We start from the raw sequence: 22608 nt of genomic DNA, 5'->3' as shown, positions 1-22608 counted from the left end.
ATATAATTACAATGTCAAAACATATAAGGTCGAATAAATTATTTGAAGCTTCGCTGGTGAAGGAAGCTGTAAGGCAGTCCTTTGTGAAACTCAATCCCAGGATACTTTTCCGTAACCCGGTAATGTTTACCGTCGAAGTCGGTACCATCATTATGCTGGGTGTTTGTATCTGGATTGCCACCGGGGAAAAATCACAGGGCAGCCTTGCCTACAACCTGATCATTTTCGGTATCCTTTTACTCACCCTGCTGTTCGCCAATTTTGCAGAGGCGATAGCCGAAGCAAGGGGTAAAGCACAGGCAGAAAGCCTGCGTAAAACCCGGGAAGAAACACCTGCAAAATGGATCCAGACCGTAGGGGAAATTTTTGTAAATGAAATCAAAATTGTCCCTTCTTCGCAATTGAAAAAAGGGGATGTGTTCCTTTGTGAAGCCGGAGATATGATTCCTATGGATGGGGAAATCATTGAAGGGATCGCCACTATTGATGAATCGGCTATTACCGGTGAATCTGCACCGGTTATCCGCGAGTCAGGTGGTGATAAATCTTCTGTTACCGGTGGTACAAAAGTGTTGAGTGACCATATTAAAGTGCGGGTTACTACCGAGCCGGGTGAGAGTTTCCTGGATAAAATGATCGCATTGGTAGAAGGTGCCAGCCGTCAGAAAACACCCAATGAAATTGCCCTGACAATCCTGCTGGCTGCATTCACGCTGATCTTTGTGATCGTTTGTGTAACATTGAAACCCTTTGCAGATTATGCCCATACACCCATAACAATCGCTGCATTTGTATCCCTGTTTGTATGCCTCATTCCTACCACTATTGGCGGATTGCTTAGTGCTATTGGTATTGCAGGCATGGACCGCGCCCTTCGTGCCAATGTGATAACTAAAAGTGGAAAGGCAGTAGAGACCGCAGGCGACCTGGATACTTTGTTGCTCGATAAAACAGGTACGATCACCATTGGAAACCGCAAAGCCACAAGTTTCTGGCCCGCTGATGGTATCGATGATACAGTTTTCGTGGAAGCATGCGTGTTGGCATCACTGGCTGATGAAACACCGGAAGGGAAATCTATTGTTGAACTGGCGGGCAATAAAGGCATCAAAGCACCTTCATTACAGAAAGAGGGAATATCCTTCATTAAATTCACTGCTGAAACAAGGTCAAGTGGAATTGATATGGCCGGACTCAAAATCAGGAAGGGTGCATTTGATGCTATCCGGAACCTGGTAATCAAAGCCGGGAATGAATTTCCATCTTCCACTGAAGAAAGGGTGAAATTGATTTCTTCCAATGGCGGAACGCCGCTGGTGGTAAGCCAGAACGGGCAGGTACTGGGTGTTATTGAACTGCAGGATATCATTAAACCGGGTATCCAGGAAAGGTTTGAGCGATTGCGGAAAATGGGGGTTAAAACTGTTATGGTAACCGGTGACAATCCACTTACTGCGAAATACATTGCAGAGAAAGCCGGTGTAGATGATTTTATCGCTGAGGCTAAGCCGGAAGACAAAATGAATTATATTAAGCAGGAACAGCAAAACGGTAAACTGGTGGCGATGATGGGTGATGGCACGAATGATGCACCGGCATTGGCGCAGGCAGACGTAGGCGTAGCCATGAACAGTGGTACCCAGGCAGCAAAAGAAGCGGGAAATATGGTGGACCTTGATAACGATCCAACCAAACTGATTGAGGTTGTGGAAATAGGCAAACAATTGCTGATGACCCGGGGAACGCTCACGACTTTTTCTATCGCCAATGATGTGGCAAAGTATTTCGCTATTGTGCCGGCTTTGTTCATTGCTTCCATTCCGGCTTTACAGGGACTGAATATTATGAACCTTCATAGTCCGGAGAGCGCCATACTTTCTGCGGTTATTTTTAACGCAATTATTATTCCACTGCTTATTCCATTAGCACTTAAAGGCGTCAGCTATAAACCCATCGGAGCCAGCGCCCTGTTAAGGAGGAACCTGCTGATCTATGGTATTGGTGGCGTGATCATTCCATTCATTGGAATAAAATTGATTGATATGGTGGTGGCACAATGGTTCTGATACCACCCAAGAAAAAATTAAAACATAAAAGATGAAAAAATATTTTGGACCTGCGGTTCGGTTAACCCTGGTGATGATCGTATTACTGGCCCTTTGTTATCCTTTGCTAATTGCAGGTATTGGCAAACTGGCGCCGGGAAATGGCAAGGGTGAAACGGTTACCCTGGATGGTAAAGTAGTTGGGTATGCATTGGTCGGACAAAAATTTACTGACGATAAATTTTTCTGGGGTAGGCCATCTGCCGTGGATTATAATGCAGCAGGATCAGGCGGTTCCAATAAAGGGGCAACCAATCCCGATTACCTGAAACTTGTTCAGGATCGTATAGACACCTTTATGGTGCATAACCCGGGTATTCAAAAATCGGATATCCCGGCAGAACTGGTAACTGCATCCGGTAGTGGATTGGATCCTGATATTAGTCCGGCTGGAGCCCTAATCCAGGTTAAACGGATTGCTGCTGTCCGGCATTTACCAGAATCCGAAGTGGCAAAATTGGTAGAACAGCATATTCAAAAGCCTTTCCTGGGTTTATTCGGTCCTGAAAAAGTTAACGTACTTAAATTAAATGTTGCCCTAGAACAGGCAAAATAAAATATTAGAACCAATACGATGAAAAGATTATTGGCAGGTGGTTTAATGCTATGCAGCCTTCAAAATTTTGCACAGGATGTAAAGAATGCAGAAAAGCCAAATCCATTTACAATAAGTGGTTATGTTGAAGCCTATTATGGGTATGATTTTAATAAACCCGCTGACAACAACAGGCCTGGTTTTATCTATAGCCATAACCGGCATAATGAATTTAACCTGAACCTTGGCTATTTAAAAGGTGCCTATAATAGTGAACGGGTAAGGGCCAATCTTGCCCTGGCTGCAGGCACTTATATGAATGCAAATTATGCGGCGGAACCGGGTGTATTAAAAAATATTTATGAAGCCGACGCGGGAATTAAAATTTCAAAGAAGAAAAATCTTTGGATAGATGCTGGTATTATGCCTTCGCATATTGGTTTTGAAAGTGCAGTCAGCAAAGACTGTTATACTTTAACCAGGAGCCTGCTGGCCGAGAACTCACCTTATTATGAAGCGGGTGCGAAGATTACTTATACCAGTGATAATAATAAATGGCTTTTGAGCGGTTTAGCATTGAATGGTTGGCAGCGCATCATCAGGGTTAGTGGAAATTCCTTGATGAGTTTTGGTACCCAGTTGCAGTATAAACCCAATAGCATCATCACCCTGAACTATAGTACTTTTATTGGGACAGATAAACCGGATAGTGCCAGGCTGATGCGCTATTTTCATGATGTGTATGGCATATTCAGCCTGGGAAAACTGGGTGTAATTGCCGGATTTGACATTGGCCAGGAGCAGGTATCCAAAGGCTCTTCTGATCTCAATACATGGTACTCACCGATCCTTATTTTGAAGTATAGCCTGTCAGGTAAGTGGGCCATGGCTGCAAGGATGGAATATTACCAGGATGAACATGGGGTGATTATTGCAACCGGTACACCCAATGGATTTAAGACCACCGGATTTTCTTTGAATCTTGATTATTTGCCTGTGAGTAATGCTGTTGTAAGGATTGAAGCAAGATCTTTAAATAGCAAGGACGATATATTTGTAAAGGACGGCCAGTTAAAAGCAGGTAATACTGCTGTTACAGCCTCCATAGCCGTTTCATTTTAACGAACCTGAGAACCATGCCCGAAAAAGACCCAGGAGTACAGCATTTTTTAGAACTTATCCGGAAATCCCGGAAGGGTAAGTTTAAAATATATATTGGCATGAGTGCCGGTGTGGGTAAGACTTACCGCATGCTGCAGGAAGCGCAAACCCTTTTGAGGAATGGGGTGGATGTAAAGATCGGCTATATAGAAACCCATAACCGGAAGGAAACCCATGAATTGCTGGAAGGGCTGCCGGTTATTCCCCGGAGGAAATTATTCTACAAGGGAAAAGAACTGGAAGAGTTTGATATGCAGGCGGTCATCAACCTGCATCCGGAATTAGTTATCATAGATGAACTGGCACACACAAATATTGAAGGCAGTAAAAATGAAAAACGCTGGCAGGATGTTATGGAAATCCTGGATGCGGGGATTAATGTTATCAGTGCCGTAAATATCCAGCATATTGAAAGCCTGAATGATGAAGTGAAGGCTATTACCGGTGTTGATGTTGCCGAAAGAATCCCGGATAGTGTATTGAAAGCAGCCGATGAAGTAGTTAATATAGATTTAACGGCCGATGAACTGGTTACCCGTTTAAAGGAAGGAAAGATATATACTGCTGATAAAGTGGAAACAGCAATGCGTAATTTTTTCCAGTCTGAGAAAATCCTGCAATTACGGGAACTGGCTTTAAAGGAAGTGGCCACACAGGTGGAAAGAAAAATTGAAACCGAATTGCCGCGGAACCAGCAGCTTCGGAGTGAAAAGTTCCTGGCCTGTATCAGCAGTAATCATGAAGTGGCTAAAAAAGTAATCCGGAAAACAGCACGACTGGCTACCTATTATAATTCAAAATGGGCTGTACTTTATGTGCAAACACCAAAAGAGAGTGGCAATAAAATCGGGCTGGCGGCGCAAAGGCACCTGATCAATAATTTTAAGTTGGCTACGGAACTGGGTGCAGAAGTGATTAAATCGAGTCATACTAATATAGCTAAGGGAATTATTGAAATAGCCGAGCAGCGGGCAGTTACTACAATTTGTTTGGGGAAACCGCATTTGTCCCTGGCCGGTATAATATTGAATACAGCTGTATTTAACCAGTTGCTTAATAAACTTTCTGAGGCCGATATTGACCTGGTAATACTATCCTGAAATGACAATGAACATTAAAACAAAGTTGAGACTGGGACTAATATTTTTATTTGTCCTGATCCTGTTATTTGGCATACTTAGTTTATTCTATATAAATAAACTAAGCCATGATGCAAATGTTATTTTGAAAAATAACCATGAATCCCTGGTGTATTGTAACAATATGCTGAAAGCGAGTGAAGATATGACTCGTTCAAATGATGCTTTGCACAATTTCGAATACAACCTGGCACTCCAGGAAAAAAATATTACAGAAGCAGGAGAAAGGGAAGCAACGTACGCCTTGAGGAAAGCTTTTGAAAATTATAAAAACAATACTATTAAACAGGAAGACGTTCTGACTATAAGGAAATCAATTTATGAAATAGAGGCAGTGAACCAGCAAGCCATCCTGCGCAAAAACCAGGTTGCTTTTAATACTGCCGAAGATGCCAAACTTTGGCTCGCGTTAATATTCACTACCCTGGCGCTGATCGCATTAACCTTTGTGGCTAATTTCCCCTCCGTAATATCAAGGCCAATACGCGTTTTGTCGGAAGCAATTGGAGAGATTTCCAGGAAAAATTATAGCAAGAGGATTCACCTGGAGCAAAAAGATGAATTCGGGGACCTTGCCAATACTTTCAATATCATGGCTGAAAAGCTGGATGAGTATGAAAATAGTAACCTCGCAAGAATCAAGCTGGAAAAGAAACGCATCGAAACTATTATCAACCAGATGCGGGATGGTATAATTGGCCTGGATGCTAACCGGAATATCCTGTTCCTGAATGCTATTGCCGAAAAGATGCTTGGCCTTAAAGAATCATCGATTATCGGAAAGTACGCAGCGGATATCGCATTGCAGAATGACCTGATGCGCACACTTTTAAATTCTGCAGAAACGAGGGAGTTGAAGATTTATGCAGAAGGAAGGGAAAGTTATTTCAGCAAAGAAATGCTTGAAATTATTGATGGCAATGATATTGTCGGTCATGTTATTGTTTTAAGGAACATCACTCCTTTCCATGAGTTGAATGAAGCCAAAACAAATTTTATAGCAACGGTTTCCCATGAATTGAAAACACCCATTTCAGCAATTAAAATGAGTACAAGCTTGCTTAATGACAAACGGGTTGGCCCTCTTAATGAAGAGCAGCAGGAACTGGTGCAGAGTATTACCGGCGATGCAGAGCGGTTATTAAAAATAACCAGTGAATTGTTGAATATGGCACAGGTCGAAACCGGGCAGATCCAACTGAAATTGCAACCAACAGATAGTACCCAAATGATTGAGACGGCCATCAATGCTGTTCAGGGTATTTCTACACAGAAAAATGTATCAATCCGGATTATTCAACCTATGCATTTACAGGTAATGGCTGATACCGAAAAATCTGCCTGGGTGCTGATTAATTTATTGAGCAATGCTATCAGGTTTGCCCCTGAGAATAGTACAGTTGATATTAGCGAAGAAACATTAGGTGGTTACCTTCAGATTGCTGTAACAGACCGCGGTAAAGGGATTGAAGAAAAGTACCAGGATAAAATATTTGACCGTTATTTTAAAGTGCCGGGTGAAGAGAAATCGGGTACAGGGTTAGGCCTGGCCATCAGCAAGGAATTTATTGAAGCACAACAGGGCAGTATAGGTGTAAAAAGTAAGCCTGGTGAAGGGACCGTGTTTTTTATACGTCTGCCACTTGCCGGATAATTACAAAATCCGCCGGGCAGACCAATCCTGTATTTGGACGACTCCGGGTTTCTTTCCTTTTTCAAAACTGCCATACTGTTTCGAAATTCCCAATGCAGCAGCGCCATTGCTCGTGGCCCACTGGAGGAGTTGTTGTAATTGTAATTCGGGGAAATGTTGCTGCAGTGTTTTTATTTCTTCGATTATGCTTAACTGGTAGTTGGAGGAAAGGCTGTCTGTTCCTAATACAGGGTTATAGCCGTTCTTTAAAAATAACTGCACCGGGGGCAGGTTATTGTTAATATAAAGGTTGGCATTCGGGCATAAGCAGAAGATGATTTCCGTCTGCTGCCCTTTGGCATTTGCCCCGTGGTACTTCAAGGCGTCGATGTCTTGCTGGCTTGTATAAACGTTATGGACCAGGATCAATTTTTCTGCAGATTGTAAATATGGCCATACTGCCTGCAAACTTGTTTTTTGCGGAGGCTGGTAAAAATGGATATCCAATCCAAGTGCAGCATATAATTTCCTGAAATCACTTTCCCCGGTAAGAAAAAAATCATTTTCCGCCTGGCTTTCCTGGTTATGCATGGTGGTCGTTCTGCCTTCGGATGACTGGTCAATCAGCCGGAATAGTTCCGGTGAAACAGAATAGGGTGCATGTGGTACAAAACTGGTTTCCCCGGTTTCGGCCAATTGGTCGCGGACAGCACTGGCTTCAGAAAAGCGCATCCCGGCCGAAGCCGGTACAAAACCGGTGCATTCTATAAAATTGGAGTAGATGAGCCTGCCTTTTTGTTTTTGCAAGACCGTATCAGCAGTATTGCAAATATCCCCTGCAGCTACAATCCCGGCTTCGAGCATCTCATTTTCAGCATTTTCAATGGATTCCAGCAGTTGCTCCCGGTTCCTGTGCCTTTGCTGCATAACAGCCAGCAGGAAATTTACCATGCCTGTACCAGGTGGTACCATGCCTTTCATATGGCTTAGCTCAAGATGGCAGTGGCAGTTGATAAAACCCGGACTCAGTATGCCTCTCACCGTTTCAATGTCTTCCCCGGCTTCGGTTTCGGGTATAATGTCTTCAACCCGGCCTTTTTCATCGGTTATCAGTATTGAATCCTTCGGTGCGAACTGATGGCCGGTAAAAACTTGATCTGCCCTGAATTTTCGAAAGCCCATGCGTTTAATTGAGTTAATTTTGCCAACCTTTTCCGGCAGCCGGGTAAAACGGCTGGTAATGATTCGGGATTTCCCGGAAAGACCCTAAAAATACAGGAACTATGTTAGACAAACTGGAAGCGATAGAAGCAAGATTTCATGACCTGGGCGTGGCCTTAACCAATCCTGAGATTGTGAGCGATAATAAAAAGTTCAGCGCACTCAGCAAGGAATACCGGAGCCTCGAAAAAATCGTTCAGTCTTACCACGCCTATAAAAACGTTTTGTCTGACCTCGACACCTACCGGGAAGCCCTTAATGGGGATGACGCAGAACTCAGGGAACTGGCCAAGGAAGAATTGCCCCAGCTGGAGGAAAAAGAAAAATCACTGGCTGCCAGTGTCCGCCAGATGCTGATCCCCAAAGATCCCCAGGATGAGAAAAATGCCATCCTGGAAATCAGGGCCGGTACTGGCGGGGATGAGGCTTCCCTCTTCGCTGGTAACCTGTTAAATATGTATCTCCGTTATTGTAATAGCAAAGGCTGGAAAACAGCCATCCTCAGCGAAAGCGAGGGAACCGTTGGTGGTTACAAGGAAGTGAACGTGGAAGTGATTGGCGAGGATGTTTACGGTACCCTGAAGTTTGAAAGCGGGGTTCACCGTGTTCAACGTGTTCCGGCTACTGAAGCCAGCGGACGGGTGCATACCAGTGCGGCTACAGTGGCGGTTATGCCGGAAGCTGAAGAAGTGGATTTTGAATTAAGGGATGCTGATGTTAAGATGGAAACTTCACGAAGCGGTGGTGCGGGTGGACAGAACGTAAACAAGGTGGAAACTAAAGTTATGCTGACCCATATCCCCACGGGTACCGTTGTTATCTGCCAGACAGAAAGGACGCAGCTGGCTAACCGTGAAAAAGCCATGCAAATGCTCAGGACAAAATTATATGAGGAAGAAGTGCGCAAGCAGGAAGAGGAAATATCCAGGCATAGGAAGAGCCTGGTTAGCAGTGGTGACAGAAGCGCTAAAATCCGCACCTACAATTTTCCGCAGGGCAGGGTTACCGACCACCGGATTAATTTCACGTCTTATAACCTTGATGCAGTGTTAAATGGGGAAATCCAGGATTTTATTGACCAGTTGCAATTCGCTGAAAATGCCGAAAAAATGACCAACCAGCAATAAATCAGGGAATGGTAAATTTTACAGGTTTATAGTTAATAACCGGAAAGGGAAAATTCCTTTAAATAGTATACGATTTTTTTTCCAATTAATAATACCCTTAAGTGGTAATATTATACCCTAATTGGTTAAGAATTCAATAGGGAAGCGGGCTAGGCTGTTAATTATTTATAAAAAACCTCCCATTTTCTTTTAGGTTATCCAATATCATCGTTACTTTGTATTGTGAGTTTGGAGCATGAATGAAGGGGTAAGAGAAAGGTAAATTTTAAAGTTCTTTAACGATTCCAAAAGCAACCTTCTTAAGCTCTTTCTCGTTATATATACAAAGCGTTTGATTTTAATTTTTTGACGCTCACATAAGCAGTCAATTTTCTCATAAGCAGTTAGTTTTGGTTACGGCCCCTGTTTCAACAGGGGCTTTTCTTTTGCATAAAACTTACGATGCAGGTAATTGCCAAAAAATATTCCTGCTACAGCGCCCAAACCGTCGGCCAGGGCATCATTCCAGTCAAAATCACGGTGTATTAATGGCGTCTTTTGTAAAAACTCAATGGCTATGCCGTCGCCAATAGCGATTAGCAGTAGGGCGACAGAAAATATAATTTTTTGTGTTTTACTGAATGATTTTGCACGCAGGAAATACACGACCCATGCTGTGGTTAAAACGCCGTAAAGCCCAAAATGAATCAGTTTATCGAAATTGGCTATTAACTCCAGTTTTCTTTCGTGTGAACCCTCTAAGGGCATCAGTAGCAAAATATGTACAAGAACCAGCCAGGCGATCGGAAGGTATTTATTCCGGAAAATTTTTTGGATCATTTGGTTTATGCTTTTCCCAGCCCTTATTCGGCTGCACTGGCAGGCTCTTGAACAGTTTATACCAATAGCGGCATTCCTGGCTATTTTGGGCATCCAGGCATTCAAGTAAACTCGCTGTAAAATATTTTTATCCCACCAGGTTCTCGTAACCAGCTGCATCCAGCAGGCCGTCTACCTCTGCAGGATTCGTAACAGTCATTTTGATCATCCATCCTTCACCATAGGGGTCTGAATTCACCAACTCGGGATTGGCAGTCAGCGCAGGATTCACTTCGTTAATCGTCCCGGCAACCGGTAAAAACAGGTCAGATACGGTCTTTACAGCTTCAACTGTGCCGAAAACAGTTTCAGCAGCCAAAGTTTTACCCACTGTTTCAATTTCAACATACACGATATCACCCAATTCTCCCTGGGCGAAGTCGGTGATGCCAATAGTGGCAATATTTCCATCCAATTTGATCCATTCGTGGTCTTTGGTGTAACGTAAAGTTGCTGGGATATTCATTCGCTGAAATTTTGTAGTGCAAATAACGATTGATTTTTTGAATTGGAAAATTTGTCTCTCGCGGGCGGACTATAACCAACGGGGAAAACAGGGTGGGCAAGCAAAAAAAACAGCGATCACCAACCCGGTAATCGCTGTTAATGTTGTTATCCTTTACGATTTAGTGTTCTTCTTCAAGCATTTCCCATAATTTGGAAAGATCAGGGTTGAGTACAATTTCAATCCGCCTGTTTTTCTCCCTTCCTTCAGGTGTTGAATTGTCTGCAACGGGATTGTATTTTCCCTTACCTGCTGAAGTCATGCGTGCCGGGTCAATAGCGAAAGTGTCCCTTAAGATCCTTACAACGGCATTTGCCCGTTCAGTACTTAATGACCAGTTATCAGCAGTTCCTTTCACTTTTACAGTGTCTGTATTACCAATAATGATTGCCTTTACTTTTGGATTATCATTAAGCACTTCTGCTATAACTTTTAATCCTTCTTTGCCTTTATCACCAACTTTTGAACTTCCGGATTTGAAAAGAAACTTGTCGGGCATTGAAATCCACACCAGCCCGTCTTTATATAAAACTTCTGCACCGGCATTAACCAGTTTTTCGTTGGCAATCCTTGCTTTCTCCAGTATATCATGAATAGATGATCCTTGCTCTTTGAGATTTTTCTCCAGGTTGTCCATTTTTCTGGCCATAGCTTCTTTTGCTTCCCTGCAATCCTGGGCTTCCTTGCTGTATTGAACATTTTCCTGTTTCAACTGGGCAATTTGTTTCTCATCTTCAGCCACTTTAGCATTTAATGCACTAACCTGGTTGTTCAGGTCACTGATCTGCGCATTGGCAGCTTTTAGTTTTTTACTGGGGCCACAGGATATGATTATCATACTGGCAACAGCAAATAATGATAGTTTTAAAAGGTGTTTCATGTTGTCTGTTTTGACCATTAATTTAAGCTTTTTTCGGATTAGAAAATTTTATTATGCGTTATTTATTTCGCCTGCTTTAGCAGCTATAAACGCAGGAAAATCCGGGGATTGGCTATTGACAACATGGATGGCTATCCGAACAGTAAATTGACAGGTCGCCCTAAAAACCTACTTTATCAAAATACAACAACACGTGGTCTTTGATAAAATCTTCCTGCTCTTTGGGATTCAGTTCCGGCAGCGCCTTTAGTTGCGCAAAATGGGGCCAGCCATCTTCATCCACCCTGTCCATTTCATAATAGCCGCTCTGGGCCAGCAGTGAACAAACTGCAATATGCATCAGGTCTTGTTTCTGTTCTTTAGTGAACTTCTCCTTTATATCGCCAAATTCCTGGATACCGATCAGGAAAAGGATGGTTTCCAAATCTGGTTTTTTCCCGAACCGCTCCGTCATTTTCGCTTCCAGGTTCCACCAGCGGACCTGCAGGTCATCTTGTAAATTCATAAACGCAAAGATAAACGCCCCGGCCGCTTATCTTTGCGCCAAATTATGAAAAGATGCTCCAGGTGAATTTTATCCGGCAAAATGTTGATTTCGTGAAGGAAAGACTGGCTGTTAAACATTTTTCCCAGATCAGCCTTGTTGATGAATTGCTGCTTCTGGATGAACGCAGGCGGAAACTGCAGTTCGAGAAAGACGAGATTCAGGCTAAAGTAAATGCTGCGTCAAAGGAAATTGGTGGTTTAATGCGGGAGGGCAAAAAAGAGGCGGCAGAACTTTTAAAAGCCGAAGTTGGCACGCTTAAGGCAAGTATGGAGGATGTTTCAGAACTTAATAATGTAGAATCTGCTATTCATAATATCCTTGTCCAGATTCCAAATTTACCTTCTACCCAGGTCCCGGTTGGAAGGACTCCGGAAGATAATGTGGTGGTCAGGACAGGCGGGAACATGCCGGTATTACCTGCGGGCGCTAAGCCGCATTGGGACCTGGTGCAGCAATACGGACTGATCGATTTTGAACTGGGGAATAAAATTACCGGCAGCGGATTCCCTGTGTATAAGAATAAGGGCGCGAAACTGCAGCGGGCGTTGATCCAGTATTTCCTGGATTTTAATACGGCCGCTGGCTATATGGAAATACAACCACCATTGATGGTGAATGAAGCCTCTGCCTATGGCACCGGCCAGTTGCCCGACAAGGAAGGCCAGATGTACCATGCTACCATTGATAATTTTTACCTGATCCCTACTTCAGAAGTGCCGGTTACCAATATTTACCGGGATGAAATTATAAAGGAATCTGATTTGCCTGTAAAGATGACTGCCTATACGCCCTGCTTCCGCCGTGAGGCCGGTAGTTATGGTAAAGATGTCCGCGGGCTAAACCGCCTGCACCAGTTCGATAAAGTTGAAATCGTTCAATTGGTCCATCCCGATACCAGTTATGATATGCTGGACTCTATGGTGGCCCATGTGGAAAAGCTGATCCGTTCACTTGAATTGCCCTACCGGATTCTTCGGTTATGCGGCGGCGATATGGGCTTTACTTCTGCTATTACCTACGATTTTGAAGTGTATAGTGCTGCGCAGGAAAAATGGCTGGAAGTGAGTTCTGTCAGCAATTTTGAAGCCTACCAGACGAACCGGATGAAGATCCGCTTTAAAGATGGTAATGGAAAACCGCAATTGGTCCATTCACTGAATGGCAGTTCCATGGCCTTGCCAAGGATTCTTGCCGCCTTGCTGGAAAACAACCAGGTCGAAGGGGGTATCCGGTTACCTAAAATATTGCACAGTTATTTCGGCGCTGAAAAGATTTAAGCTGGTCGGTAATAAGTATTCGTTTTTACGGGGCATTAAACCTGGGGCAATTCCGGGGGTCTTATTAAAAACGTAAAGGGTGAATACGAACCAGTGGAAAAATCAGCATTTGTTTTGGCGGGCAGGTTTTGGCCCTTCAATCTATAACCTGGAGCAACTGAATGAATTGGGTCCGGCTTCCTTGTATGCAGCACTATTAAAGGCTTCTGATAAAAAACCCGCTTACCTCGATGTTGTTGATAATGCTTTCAAAGGCCTTGTCATGGGCATTGGCGAAGCCGACCAGGTGAACCGGCGCGAGCTTAGTGCCGATGAAAAGAAAAAACTACGGCAGCAGAGCCGGGAAGATATCAAAAACCTGAACCTCCATTGGCTTGATGAAATGACTGGAACCGGTGCGCAGCTTCGCGAAAAAATGGCCTTTTTCTGGCATGGCCATTTCGCCTGCCGTAACCTGAATATTTATTTCCAGCAATTGTTACTGCATACCATCAGGACCAATGCCCTGGGCAATTTTGGTGACTTATTAAAAGAGGTGAGCAAGTCTGCAGCGATGCTGAATTTCCTGAACAATAACCAGAACAGGAAGGATCATCCCAATGAAAATTTTGCACGTGAGGTCATGGAATTGTTTACCATGGGACGTGGCAATTATTCTGAAACAGATATAAAAGAAGCAGCCAGGGCCTTTACCGGTTGGGGCGCTAACCTGAATGGGGAATTTGTTTTTCGCCGCGGGCAGCATGATAACGGGCAAAAGACTTTCCTGGGCAAGACCGGGAATTTTACCGGCGACGATATCCTGGATATTTTGCTGGAACAACCTGCTACAGCCGTACTCATCACCCGGAAGATGTACCGGTTTTATGTTAATGACCAGCCTGATGAACAACGCGTGGAATGGCTGGCAAAACGTTTTTATGCATCGGGCTATGAAATTAAAAATTTGTTGCAGGATATCTTTACCAGTGATTGGTTCTTTAATGAAAACAATACCGGGAACCGGATAAAATCACCAATTGAATTATGGGTTGGTATCAGGCGGCAATTGCCTTTTTCCTTAAATGATGAAGCCGTTCAACTGATGTTCCAGAAACTATTGGGACAGATCTTATTTTACCCGCCGAATGTTGCCGGATGGCCTGGTGGTAAAAGCTGGATTGACTCTTCTTCATTATTGTTCCGGATGCGGCTCCCGCAATTATTGGCTAGTAATGAAGGCATTAATGTACAACCCAAACAAGACGACGACCTGCAAATGGGCAACGCGGTTACCCATGGTCGTGATTTTGGTGCCGGCATTGACTGGGAGGGCTATTCCCAAAAATTCGCAGCTACTAAAAGGGAAGACCTTTTGCCGGTCCTGTCCCGGTTTTTATTGCAGACATCAACACTGCCTGATGCGGCTATTTTGCTTCGGCATACCAATACAGCCTCCAGGCAGGTGTTTATCCCTTCCCTTACCATTAACCTGATGAGCAGCGTGGAATACCAATTGTGCTGATCCAAAAAAAATCTTTGTATGCTTATTAAAAGAAGGACTTTCCTGCAAACGGGAACACTGGCCAGCGCTTCATTATTGTTGCCGCGGTTTTTAAAAGCCATGGAATCACCGGGTTCCGGCATAGCCGGTAATAAGGTGTTGGTTGTATTACAACTAAGCGGCGGTAATGACGGACTAAATACTATTATTCCTTACCGGAATGATTTGTATTATGCGGCAAGGCCAAGGCTGGGCATTACACGCGACCAAAGCCTTCGGTTGACCGATGAAGCAGGTATTCACCTGGCCTTACCTTTTTTTAAAACTTTGTATGATGAAGGCAACCTGGCCATTTTGAATAGCGTGGGATATCCCAATCCGGACCGCTCTCATTTCAGGAGCATGGATATCTGGCAAAGCGCCAGCAAGTCGGATGAATACCTCCACACAGGTTGGTTGGGAAGGTGGCTCGACGCGCAATGTAAAACATGCGACCATCCCACCCAGGTGCTGGAGTTAGACGATGTGTTAAGCCTTTCTATGAAAGGGGCCGAAAGGAATGGCATTGCAGTAAAAGACCCGGCGCGTTTATACCAGGCCAGTCGCAATGACCTGTACAGTGATTTGCTGAAAGGGCATGAGCAGGAACATGCCTCGCATACTGCTGATTATTTGTATAAAACACTGGCAAGTACGCTGAGTAGCGCTGATTATATTTTTAAGAACAGTAAGCAAAATGCAACGAACTATAGTTATCCCGCAACTGAGTTGGGAAAAAACCTGAAGACGGTCGCTTCTCTGATTTATTCTGAAATAAACACGCAGGTATATTATGTATCGGTTGGTAGTTTTGATACCCATGTTGCCCAGGATCAGCGCCAGAAAAAACTATTCGAAGAAATCAATGAAGCGGTGCAGGCTTTTGTTGCCGACCTGAAAAAAAACAATCGTTTTAAGGATGTGTTGCTGGTGAGTTTTTCAGAATTCGGCAGGAGGGTAGCGCAGAATGCCAGTGGGGGTACTGACCATGGAACGGCCAACAATATGTTTTTTATCAGTGGGGGACTGCAACAAAAAGGTATGTTGAATGCACTGCCCGACCTGGCAAATCTTCAGGAAGGAGACCTGGTGCACCAGGTTGATTTCAGGCAGGTGTATGCCACCATTTTGGGCAAATGGCTAAAAACCCCAGCATCTGAGATACTGGGGTCTTCTTATCCGATGATGAATTTTTTATAGGTTCCTGATCCAGATATTCCGGTAGCTTACTTTGTGGCCATGGTCCTGTAATTGGATACCCAGTGGTCCATGTGCTGTATAAGTAGGCTGGCCAATGTATTCTGTCTTGCCCTTCAGGGTAAAATTGTTCTGCACCAATACATTGTTCTGCAAAACAGTAATCCTCGCTGGTGATGCGAGCGAACCATCTGCATTAAACCTTGGGGCGGTAAAGATGACATCGTAAGTCTGCCATTCACCTTCCGGGCGGCAGGCGTTTACCAATGGGATTGCCTGCTTATAAATACTGCCTGCCTGGCCGTTTACATAAGTTTTATTGGTGTAATTATCCAGTACCTGCAGTTCGTATTGCTCCATAAAGAAAATACCGCTATTGCCCCTGTCCTGGCCTTCGCCTTTAATACCGGCTGGTGTGCGCCATTCAATATGTAACTGGCAGTCGGCGAATTTTTCTTTTGTACGGATATCACCTGTTCCTGGTTTAACGGTAAAAGCTCCATTTTCAACCACCCAGGGGGCTGCACCACCTGTTTTAGGACTGATCCATTTATCCAGGTTAGTACCATCAAAAAGTACAATAGCATCTGAAGGAGCTTTTTGTGCATTGCCCGGGTCAACTTTTACCGGCACTGGTGTCCATAGTTCAGTTTCTTTGGGATCGCCCTTTTGCTGGGCATTTGCTAAGGTTGTCATGGCTATAACAACCGCAAGTGTGAGGATGGCATTTTTCATCGTTTAAATTTATCTGTTTAAAGTTATGCAGGACATAAAAAAACACCATTCCTGCTAAAAGGGATGATGTTTTTTTATTAAAAACTAATTAATTAATTACCAACCTTGCTTGGCAATTCCGGCTTTGATTGCAGCCAATGCATTCGCTTCGCTCAGCATGGTGGTCAGCTTGTTGCCTTTGCCATCATTACCCTGCGCCATATAACCACCGCGGGCCGTTTTTGTAATCACCGCATCTTTAATCTCAACGCCTTTTTCTTTTGTCTTTACATTGTATGCGGTCAGTTTAATATCAGCCATAGTAAATTGTTTTTTATGGTTAGTGAATAAATATTAATAGAATAAGGAATACAAGCTAGCCAAAAAAACTCAAAAGCCCGTGATTCAGCCGCTTGATTTAACTAAAAATAATTTTATATATCAATTTTTGCATATTTGGCATGCGATTCAATGAACTCCCGTCGGGGGGCTACTTCATCGCCCATCAGCATACTGAAAACGCGGTCTGCTTCGGCAGCACTGTCAAGGGTAACCCGTTTTAAGGTCCGGGTGGCAGGATTCATGGTTGTTTCCCAAAGTTGGGTCGCATTCATTTCCCCAAGGCCTTTGTACCGTTGTACGTTAACACTGTCGTCCTTTCCTCCACCCAGTTTTTCCACCCACAATTTCCGGTCTTCTTCACCCCATGCGTAGGACTGGTCCTTTCCCTTTTTAACGAGGTACAGCGGTGGCTGGGCGATATATACATAACCCTGGTCAACCAATTCCTTCATATACCGGTAAATGAAAGTGAGGATTAGTGTGGCAATATGGGAACCATCCACATCGGCATCGGTCATAATGATGAGCTTGTGGTAGCGTAATTTGACCAGGTTCAATGCTTTAGGGTCATCGGGGGTACCTACGGTAACACCCAATGCCGTATACATATTCCTGATTTCCTCGTTTTCATAGATCTTATGCTCCATGGCTTTTTCCACGTTCAAGATCTTTCCGCGAAGTGGCAGGATTGCCTGGAAATTCCTGTCCCGGCCCTGTTTTGCAGTTCCACCCGCAGAATCCCCTTCCACCAGGTATAATTCGCAGCGCTCAGGATCCCTTTCAGAACAGTCGGCCAGCTTACCGGGTAAGCCACCACCGCTAAGAACGGTCTTCCTTTGCACCATTTCACGGGCTTTCTTGGCAGCGACCCTTGCCTGGGCGGCGAGGATTACCTTGGAAATTACGTTTTTGGCTTCCCTTGGGTTTTCTTCCAGGTAGGCCTGCAAGGCGGCTGCAACAGTTGTTTCAACCACTCCGCTTACCTCACTGTTACCCAGTTTGGTCTTGGTCTGGCCTTCAAACTGTGGTTCCGGCACTTTTACCGAAATAATGGCACTAAGGCCTTCCCTGAAGTCATCCCCTTCCACTTCTACCTTAGCACGCTCGAATAATCCTTCCTTATCCCCGTAATTTTTGAAGACACGGGTTAGCGCTCTCCTGAAACCGGTTACATGTGTTCCGCCTTCAATGGTATTGATATTGTTAACGTAACTGAAAATATGTTCCTTGAAATCGTTGTTATAGGTCAGCGCTACCTCCACCGTAACATGTGATCCTTCATCATAACCGTCTACATAAAGGGTTTTGGGGATCAGGGGCGTCCTGTTGGCAGCTGTATCGAGCATTTCCACAAATTCTACTATACCACCTTCGCTATAGAAGGTAATGGTATAGTGCTGGCCGTTTTCATCTACTTCGCGCAGGTCATTCAGGATGATATTGATCCGGCGGTTCAGGAAAGCCAGTTCACGGAGGCGGCCTTCCAGGATTTCGCGGTTATAGACAATATTGCTGAAAATCGTCTGGTCGGGCCAGAAATGCACCTTGGTGCCGGTTTTATCGGATACGCCTATTTCACGTACCGCGTATTTGGGGATACCGATACTGTATTCCTGCTCAAAAACCTTTCCTTCCCGCTGAACAGTTACCAAAAGTTTAGAGCTCAGGGCGTTTACGCAGCTTACCCCTACACCATGCAATCCACCAGACACTTTATAGCTGTTCTTATCAAACTTTCCACCAGCATGCAGGACAGTCATTACAACCTCCAGCGCACTCTTTTTTTCCTTGGTATGCATGGCTGTGGGAATACCCCGGCCATCATCTGCAACTGAAATGGAATTGTCTTCGTGTATGTTGACTAAAATATTCTTGCAGTACCCGGCAAGGGCCTCGTCAATTGAGTTGTCGACAACTTCATAGACCAGGTGGTGTAAACCCTTCACCCCAATATCCCCGATATACATGGCAGGCCGTTTACGGACTGCTTCAAGGCCTTCCAGCACCTGGATACTATCTGCCTCATAACCACTCGATGTTATTACGGGCTTTTCGGTTGTTTCTATGCTCATATTGTGAATCTGAAATCGCGGTTGGTGAATAAAAATTTGACTATGGGCAAATGTACGAAAAAGCAGGGGGAGAACCCGGTTTTAAACGGGTGTAAATGCCAAAAACCAGATAAAAATCTCCACCCGAAATCCCCGGAATGAGGGGCGGTTCCTTTTATTGCCTTTTATATCGTAATTTCGCCAGTTCATGCACCAGTCTGCCGATATATTGGCACTGGCCCGAAAGGCGCCGGTGATGTACAACGAACTTGAATTACTGCAGGAAAAAGAGCAGGTGATTCCGGGTTCTGTGCAATATTCCATCCACCGCTACCGTAAAAGCGCTCAATGGGAAGTGGATGACCTGGGTATGCTGGTTTACCACCAGGCTGGCCCAAAAAGCAATGAAAATTACATTGAGTTACGTTTTTGTATTTCCGGTAATATGTATTGCCGCAAGAAAGATACCGAGTGCGACAATTGTAAATTCAATTATTCCGGTAGTTGTGAACAAAAAGCCGCAAGCATTGACGTATTGAGCTTTGTTTTTTCCCCAACCCATTTATCGCAGTTCATTAATTCGGGCAAACTGAAAACATTGCCTGATGACATCGTCCAGTTTAAACACCAGAGCTCATTTTCGAAAACACTTTCCCTGTGCAGCCGCACCAGGTCGGTGCTGGAAGCCCTGCTGAATAATAATTATTCTGGCGCCATGGAGAATATCTTCATCAATGCCCAGATGCAGATGCTCCTGCTGTATAGCCTGGAATGTATGATCGGCGATAAGGAAGAGTCTGCCTTTTCCTGCAAGTTCCTCGCTAATGAAGCCGACCGCGAAAAAATTGAAAAAGCGCGCGCCATTTTATTGCAACATATCGGTGAACCTATCACCATTAAGGAATTGAGCCGCAAAGTGGCCATCAACGAATGTTACCTTAAAAAAGGTTTCAAGGAAATGTATGGCACCACGGTATTTGATTTTTACCAGAGCCAGCGCATGGAACACGCCCGTTACCTTTTATATGAAAAGGGACTTAGTGTTACTGAAGTTTCCATGATGCTCGGCTACTCCTCCATTTCACATTTTTCCACCGCCTTCAAGAAACATACAGGGCTGAAGCCTTGTGAACTTTTGCTGCATTGACAGTAAATGGTGAATGGTGAATGGTAAATGGGAGATTGGTTTTAGACTTCGCTTTCTTTCGATTCACTATTCACCATTCACCATTCACCATTCATCCCCCCAACTCTTTCCTCTTTGCGTAAATGCTATTCCTCATTGCGTAACATCCTTTTGCCTGCTGCCCGCCAAATTTGCACCCATAATTTATTGACATGGCTGCTTCGTTGAATTGGTTCAGGAAAATTGTGTTTTCATATTTGTTTACTGGTGTTGCATTGCTGGGTTATGCGCAAACCGGATTAATTAAAGGCATTGTCACAACCAGCGACAATATGCCGGCTGCATCAGTCAGCATACAACTGAAAGAAATTAAAAAAGCAACCCTAAGTGATAAAGACGGTGCTTTTCAATTGAAGCAGTTGCCGGAAGGCGAATACACCTTAATTGCCTCTTATGTCGGCCTCCGGAACCTGGTAAAACCGGTATCGGTAAAGGCCGGCGAAACAGTGGAATTGAATTTCTCTTTTCCCCAGAATAATGCGGAATTGCAGGAAGTAGTGGTTAGCTACGGTAAAGGGATGAACGAAAAAGTGGTGACCGCAGGAAAAGTCGCCATCAGGCCCATGGACCTTCCACAGAGTATTGCAGTTATTAATAAAGATATCCTTGAACGCCAGCAGGTTTTACAATTGAGTGATGTACTGCAGAATGTTACCGGTATTTACCTGATGGGTACTACAGGTGGTTACCAGGAAGAAATTGCAGGAAGGGGATATGCTTTTACCAGTAATAATACTTTCAAAAACGGGGCCCGGTATAATAACGGGGCAATGCCTGAAATGAGCGGTGTTGAAAAAGTTGAATTCCTGAAGGGCGGGAACGCAATACTGTTTGGTAACGTGGCCGCCGGCGGCGTGCTGAATATCGTCACTAAAAAACCAAAATTTACCCCGGGCGGGGAGATTTCCTTCCGGACAGGCAGTTATGACTTCTATAAACCATCCATTGATTTTTATGGTGCCCTGGATAGGAAAGAAACTGTTGCTTACAGGATCAATTCCACTTACCAGAAAAGCGGCAGCTTCCGCGATTATGTGAATGGCGAAAGGTTTTATATTAATCCTTCCCTGTTTTTTAATGTAAATGCAAAAACCACTTTGCTGGTCGAAGGCGATTACCTGAAAGACAATCGCACGGCCGACTTTGGTGTGGGTGCCATCAACTATACTATTGCTGACGTTCCCCGCAGCAGGTTCCTGGGAGTGCCCTGGGGCTATAACTCAGCGGAACAAAAAAATCTTTCGGCTACGCTTACCCGCCAGCTGAAAAAGGACTGGCAAATTAGGGGCATGGTGTCGTACCAAAATTATGCTGCTGAATTATTTGGTGCAGCCCGCCCTGCTAATATAAAACCTGGTGGCACCTGGATCAGGGGCTTGCAAAAATCTAAAACAGCTGAAGCCTATCTTCTTTCACAGGTTGACCTTACAGGAAAATTCAAGACAGGAAAAATAGGGCATACTGTTTTAGTGGGCGCTGATGCTGACCAGTACCAGACAAAGGCCAATACTTATATCACTAACCAATATAACGCCAACGGTGCAGATGAAGCCATCCGCAAATTAAATATTTACGATACGGTCAATATCTATGATCCTGCCAGTTTCGGTAAACGAAATGATATCCCGTTACTTGATATCGACCGGATTACCACTAGTCCCATACTGCGCTTTGGCCTCTATGTCCAGGACCTGGTTTGCCTTTCCAATAAGTTTAAATTATTGGCTGGTGTCCGCTATAGTTACCAAAACAACCGCAAAGCTACCGTAGATAGTATGGCTAAAGGTTCTACCGGTTCTATTGCTGCCTATACCAATGATGCTTTTAGTCCGCGCGTGGGACTGGTTTACCAGCCTTCTAAAAAGGTTTCCTTGTTTACCAGCTATACTAATTCATTCACGGTTAATACGGGAAGGGATATATATGGCGCTGCTTTACCGCCTTCCATTATCGACCAGGTTGAACTGGGCGCCAAGACCGACCTGTTCAATAGCCTGCTTTCCGTTAATATTACCCTATACCAGATTGTTAATAATAACCTGGCACAAACCGCTTTAACATTGGCCGACGGATCTGCAAATATTGACAATAGTATCAGGGAACTCGCCGGTGAAGTGACGAGTAAGGGCGTAGAACTGGATATTGCCACTAAACCTGTTTATGGTTTTACTTTCATGGCCGGGTACAGTTTTAATGATACCAGGTATACTGGTGGCAACGGAAGGAATTTCACAACAGGTGATCGTCTCCGTTATAATCCGGCGCATACGGCAAACGCAAGTGTTTTTTACGTTTTTCCCGGACAGTCTGTCCTGAAAAATTTCAATACCGGGTTCAATGCTTATTATGTAGGCGACCGCCTTGCAGGAAGGAACCCTTCTACTGCTAACCCTAATTATAAACTGATTACACTTCCTGATTACACTTTATTTGATTTCTCTGTTGGGTATGAAGGCATAAAACATTTTTCCCTCCGGCTTAAGCTGACCAACATCCTCAATAAGCTGAGTTATAATGTCCATGATGATAACAGTGTGAACCCGATTGCGCCCCGGCAGTTTGCAGCGACTGTGATGTATAAATTCTAATTAAGTTTTACCACTAACCT

Annotated in this window: 19 protein-coding genes; 11 read left to right on the top strand and 8 right to left on the bottom strand. The window is 44.3% G+C overall.

The features are described from left to right. Positions 1 to 11 precede the first annotated feature (11 nt). From kdpB to LAQ65_RS15905, 5 genes are read left to right on the top strand one after another with little or no spacing between them, the layout of a single operon-like run. Positions 12 to 2066: a potassium-transporting ATPase subunit KdpB gene (gene kdpB, locus LAQ65_RS15925; protein ID WP_224117987.1), complete on the top strand. Its 2055-nt coding sequence runs from the start codon at positions 12 to 14 to the stop codon at positions 2064 to 2066. Between the two features lie 31 nt (positions 2067 to 2097). Beyond that, the gene (locus LAQ65_RS15920) at positions 2098 to 2661 is read left to right on the top strand and encodes a K(+)-transporting ATPase subunit C (RefSeq protein ID WP_224117986.1); all 564 of its coding nucleotides are present in this window, start codon (positions 2098 to 2100) and stop codon (positions 2659 to 2661) included. Between the two features lie 18 nt (positions 2662 to 2679). Continuing rightward, positions 2680 to 3762, top strand: coding sequence for a porin (locus LAQ65_RS15915; protein ID WP_224117985.1), 1083 nt, complete (start codon positions 2680 to 2682; stop codon positions 3760 to 3762). 14 nt (positions 3763 to 3776) lie between these two features. Further along, positions 3777 to 4901 carry a sensor protein KdpD gene (locus LAQ65_RS15910; RefSeq protein ID WP_224117984.1) on the top strand — a complete coding sequence of 375 codons (1125 nt, stop codon included), beginning with the start codon at positions 3777 to 3779 and terminating at the stop codon, positions 4899 to 4901. Positions 4902 to 4908: 7 nt separating this feature from the next. Next, positions 4909 to 6594 carry a sensor histidine kinase gene (locus LAQ65_RS15905; protein ID WP_224117983.1) on the top strand — a complete coding sequence of 562 codons (1686 nt, stop codon included), beginning with the start codon at positions 4909 to 4911 and terminating at the stop codon, positions 6592 to 6594. Here the strand turns inward: LAQ65_RS15905 and LAQ65_RS15900 are convergent, their stop codons facing one another. Next, the gene (locus LAQ65_RS15900; protein ID WP_224117982.1) at positions 6595 to 7755 is read right to left on the bottom strand and encodes an amidohydrolase family protein; all 1161 of its coding nucleotides are present in this window, start codon (positions 7753 to 7755) and stop codon (positions 6595 to 6597) included. Between the two features lie 101 nt (positions 7756 to 7856). Between LAQ65_RS15900 and prfA the strand changes: the two genes are divergently transcribed. Continuing rightward, positions 7857 to 8921 carry a peptide chain release factor 1 gene (gene prfA / locus LAQ65_RS15895; RefSeq protein ID WP_224117981.1) on the top strand — a complete coding sequence of 355 codons (1065 nt, stop codon included), beginning with the start codon at positions 7857 to 7859 and terminating at the stop codon, positions 8919 to 8921. Between the two features lie 393 nt (positions 8922 to 9314). On the opposite strand, the gene LAQ65_RS15890 is transcribed toward prfA, so the two are convergent. The 4 genes from LAQ65_RS15890 to LAQ65_RS15875 form a co-directional block, all read right to left on the bottom strand. Continuing rightward, positions 9315 to 9740 (bottom strand): VanZ family protein, encoded by a 426-nt coding sequence (locus tag LAQ65_RS15890; protein WP_224117980.1) that lies wholly within the window; start codon positions 9738 to 9740, stop codon positions 9315 to 9317. A gap of 127 nt (positions 9741 to 9867) precedes the next feature. After that, positions 9868 to 10245, bottom strand: coding sequence for a glycine cleavage system protein GcvH (gene gcvH, locus LAQ65_RS15885; protein WP_224117979.1), 378 nt, complete (start codon positions 10243 to 10245; stop codon positions 9868 to 9870). 160 nt (positions 10246 to 10405) lie between these two features. Beyond that, positions 10406 to 11164 (bottom strand): OmpA/MotB family protein, encoded by a 759-nt coding sequence (locus LAQ65_RS15880; protein ID WP_224117978.1) that lies wholly within the window; start codon positions 11162 to 11164, stop codon positions 10406 to 10408. Positions 11165 to 11324: 160 nt separating this feature from the next. Beyond that, entirely contained in the window at positions 11325 to 11669 is a 345-nt protein-coding gene (locus LAQ65_RS15875) for a hypothetical protein (RefSeq protein ID WP_224117977.1), read from the bottom strand. A gap of 53 nt (positions 11670 to 11722) precedes the next feature. Between LAQ65_RS15875 and serS the strand changes: the two genes are divergently transcribed. The 3 genes from serS (at position 11723) to LAQ65_RS15860 (ending at position 15710) form a co-directional block, all read left to right on the top strand. Continuing rightward, positions 11723 to 12988, top strand: coding sequence for a serine--tRNA ligase (gene serS, locus LAQ65_RS15870; RefSeq protein WP_224117976.1), 1266 nt, complete (start codon positions 11723 to 11725; stop codon positions 12986 to 12988). 79 nt (positions 12989 to 13067) lie between these two features. Continuing rightward, positions 13068 to 14492 carry a DUF1800 domain-containing protein gene (locus LAQ65_RS15865; protein WP_224117975.1) on the top strand — a complete coding sequence of 475 codons (1425 nt, stop codon included), beginning with the start codon at positions 13068 to 13070 and terminating at the stop codon, positions 14490 to 14492. Positions 14493 to 14510: 18 nt separating this feature from the next. Continuing rightward, complete coding sequence (locus LAQ65_RS15860) at positions 14511 to 15710, top strand: DUF1501 domain-containing protein (protein ID WP_224117974.1); 1200 nt, start codon at positions 14511 to 14513, stop codon at positions 15708 to 15710. Here LAQ65_RS15860 and LAQ65_RS15855 read toward each other — a convergent pair. The 3 genes from LAQ65_RS15855 to gyrB form a co-directional block, all read right to left on the bottom strand. Beyond that, positions 15705 to 16442, bottom strand: a complete 738-nt coding sequence (locus tag LAQ65_RS15855) for a 3-keto-disaccharide hydrolase (RefSeq protein ID WP_224117973.1) — start codon at positions 16440 to 16442, stop codon at positions 15705 to 15707. The two genes, LAQ65_RS15860 and LAQ65_RS15855, sit on opposite strands and share 6 nt — an antisense overlap. Before the next feature lie 96 nt (positions 16443 to 16538). Then, on the bottom strand, positions 16539 to 16742 hold the full coding sequence (locus LAQ65_RS15850; RefSeq protein ID WP_214448796.1) for a hypothetical protein: 204 nt from the start codon (positions 16740 to 16742) through the stop codon (positions 16539 to 16541). Between the two features lie 113 nt (positions 16743 to 16855). Beyond that, positions 16856 to 18835, bottom strand: coding sequence for a DNA topoisomerase (ATP-hydrolyzing) subunit B (gene gyrB / locus LAQ65_RS15845; RefSeq protein WP_224117972.1), 1980 nt, complete (start codon positions 18833 to 18835; stop codon positions 16856 to 16858). 187 nt (positions 18836 to 19022) lie between these two features. On the opposite strand from gyrB, the gene LAQ65_RS15840 reads away from it, so the two are divergent. Together LAQ65_RS15840 and LAQ65_RS15835 are read left to right on the top strand one after the other, a co-directional pair. Next, on the top strand, positions 19023 to 19961 hold the full coding sequence (locus LAQ65_RS15840; RefSeq protein ID WP_224117971.1) for a helix-turn-helix domain-containing protein: 939 nt from the start codon (positions 19023 to 19025) through the stop codon (positions 19959 to 19961). Between the two features lie 191 nt (positions 19962 to 20152). Continuing rightward, positions 20153 to 22588, top strand: coding sequence for a TonB-dependent receptor (locus LAQ65_RS15835; protein WP_224117970.1), 2436 nt, complete (start codon positions 20153 to 20155; stop codon positions 22586 to 22588). Positions 22589 to 22608 lie beyond the last annotated feature (20 nt).

Origin of the sequence: Flavihumibacter profundi (assembly GCF_020076305.1) — a bacterium.
Taxonomy (GTDB): Bacteria; Bacteroidota; Bacteroidia; order Chitinophagales; family Chitinophagaceae; genus Flavihumibacter; species Flavihumibacter profundi.
The sequence above is the reverse complement of the archived record's forward strand: the minus strand, read 5'-3'. Positions and strand labels throughout refer to the sequence as shown.

Coding starts and splice junctions, on each gene's coding strand:
- kdpB (WP_224117987.1), top strand. CDS start 12: ATGTCAAAACATATAAGGTCGAATAAATTATTTGAAGCTTCGCTGGTG.
- LAQ65_RS15920 (WP_224117986.1), top strand. CDS start 2,098: ATGAAAAAATATTTTGGACCTGCGGTTCGGTTAACCCTGGTGATGATC.
- LAQ65_RS15915 (WP_224117985.1), top strand. CDS start 2,680: ATGAAAAGATTATTGGCAGGTGGTTTAATGCTATGCAGCCTTCAAAAT.
- LAQ65_RS15910 (WP_224117984.1), top strand. CDS start 3,777: ATGCCCGAAAAAGACCCAGGAGTACAGCATTTTTTAGAACTTATCCGG.
- LAQ65_RS15905 (WP_224117983.1), top strand. CDS start 4,909: ATGAACATTAAAACAAAGTTGAGACTGGGACTAATATTTTTATTTGTC.
- LAQ65_RS15900 (WP_224117982.1), bottom strand. CDS start 7,755: ATGGGCTTTCGAAAATTCAGGGCAGATCAAGTTTTTACCGGCCATCAG.
- prfA (WP_224117981.1), top strand. CDS start 7,857: ATGTTAGACAAACTGGAAGCGATAGAAGCAAGATTTCATGACCTGGGC.
- LAQ65_RS15890 (WP_224117980.1), bottom strand. CDS start 9,740: ATGATCCAAAAAATTTTCCGGAATAAATACCTTCCGATCGCCTGGCTG.
- gcvH (WP_224117979.1), bottom strand. CDS start 10,245: ATGAATATCCCAGCAACTTTACGTTACACCAAAGACCACGAATGGATC.
- LAQ65_RS15880 (WP_224117978.1), bottom strand. CDS start 11,164: ATGAAACACCTTTTAAAACTATCATTATTTGCTGTTGCCAGTATGATA.
- LAQ65_RS15875 (WP_224117977.1), bottom strand. CDS start 11,669: ATGAATTTACAAGATGACCTGCAGGTCCGCTGGTGGAACCTGGAAGCG.
- serS (WP_224117976.1), top strand. CDS start 11,723: ATGCTCCAGGTGAATTTTATCCGGCAAAATGTTGATTTCGTGAAGGAA.
- LAQ65_RS15860 (WP_224117974.1), top strand. CDS start 14,511: ATGCTTATTAAAAGAAGGACTTTCCTGCAAACGGGAACACTGGCCAGC.
- LAQ65_RS15855 (WP_224117973.1), bottom strand. CDS start 16,442: ATGAAAAATGCCATCCTCACACTTGCGGTTGTTATAGCCATGACAACC.
- LAQ65_RS15850 (WP_214448796.1), bottom strand. CDS start 16,742: ATGGCTGATATTAAACTGACCGCATACAATGTAAAGACAAAAGAAAAA.
- gyrB (WP_224117972.1), bottom strand. CDS start 18,835: ATGAGCATAGAAACAACCGAAAAGCCCGTAATAACATCGAGTGGTTAT.
- LAQ65_RS15840 (WP_224117971.1), top strand. CDS start 19,023: ATGCACCAGTCTGCCGATATATTGGCACTGGCCCGAAAGGCGCCGGTG.
- LAQ65_RS15835 (WP_224117970.1), top strand. CDS start 20,153: ATGGCTGCTTCGTTGAATTGGTTCAGGAAAATTGTGTTTTCATATTTG.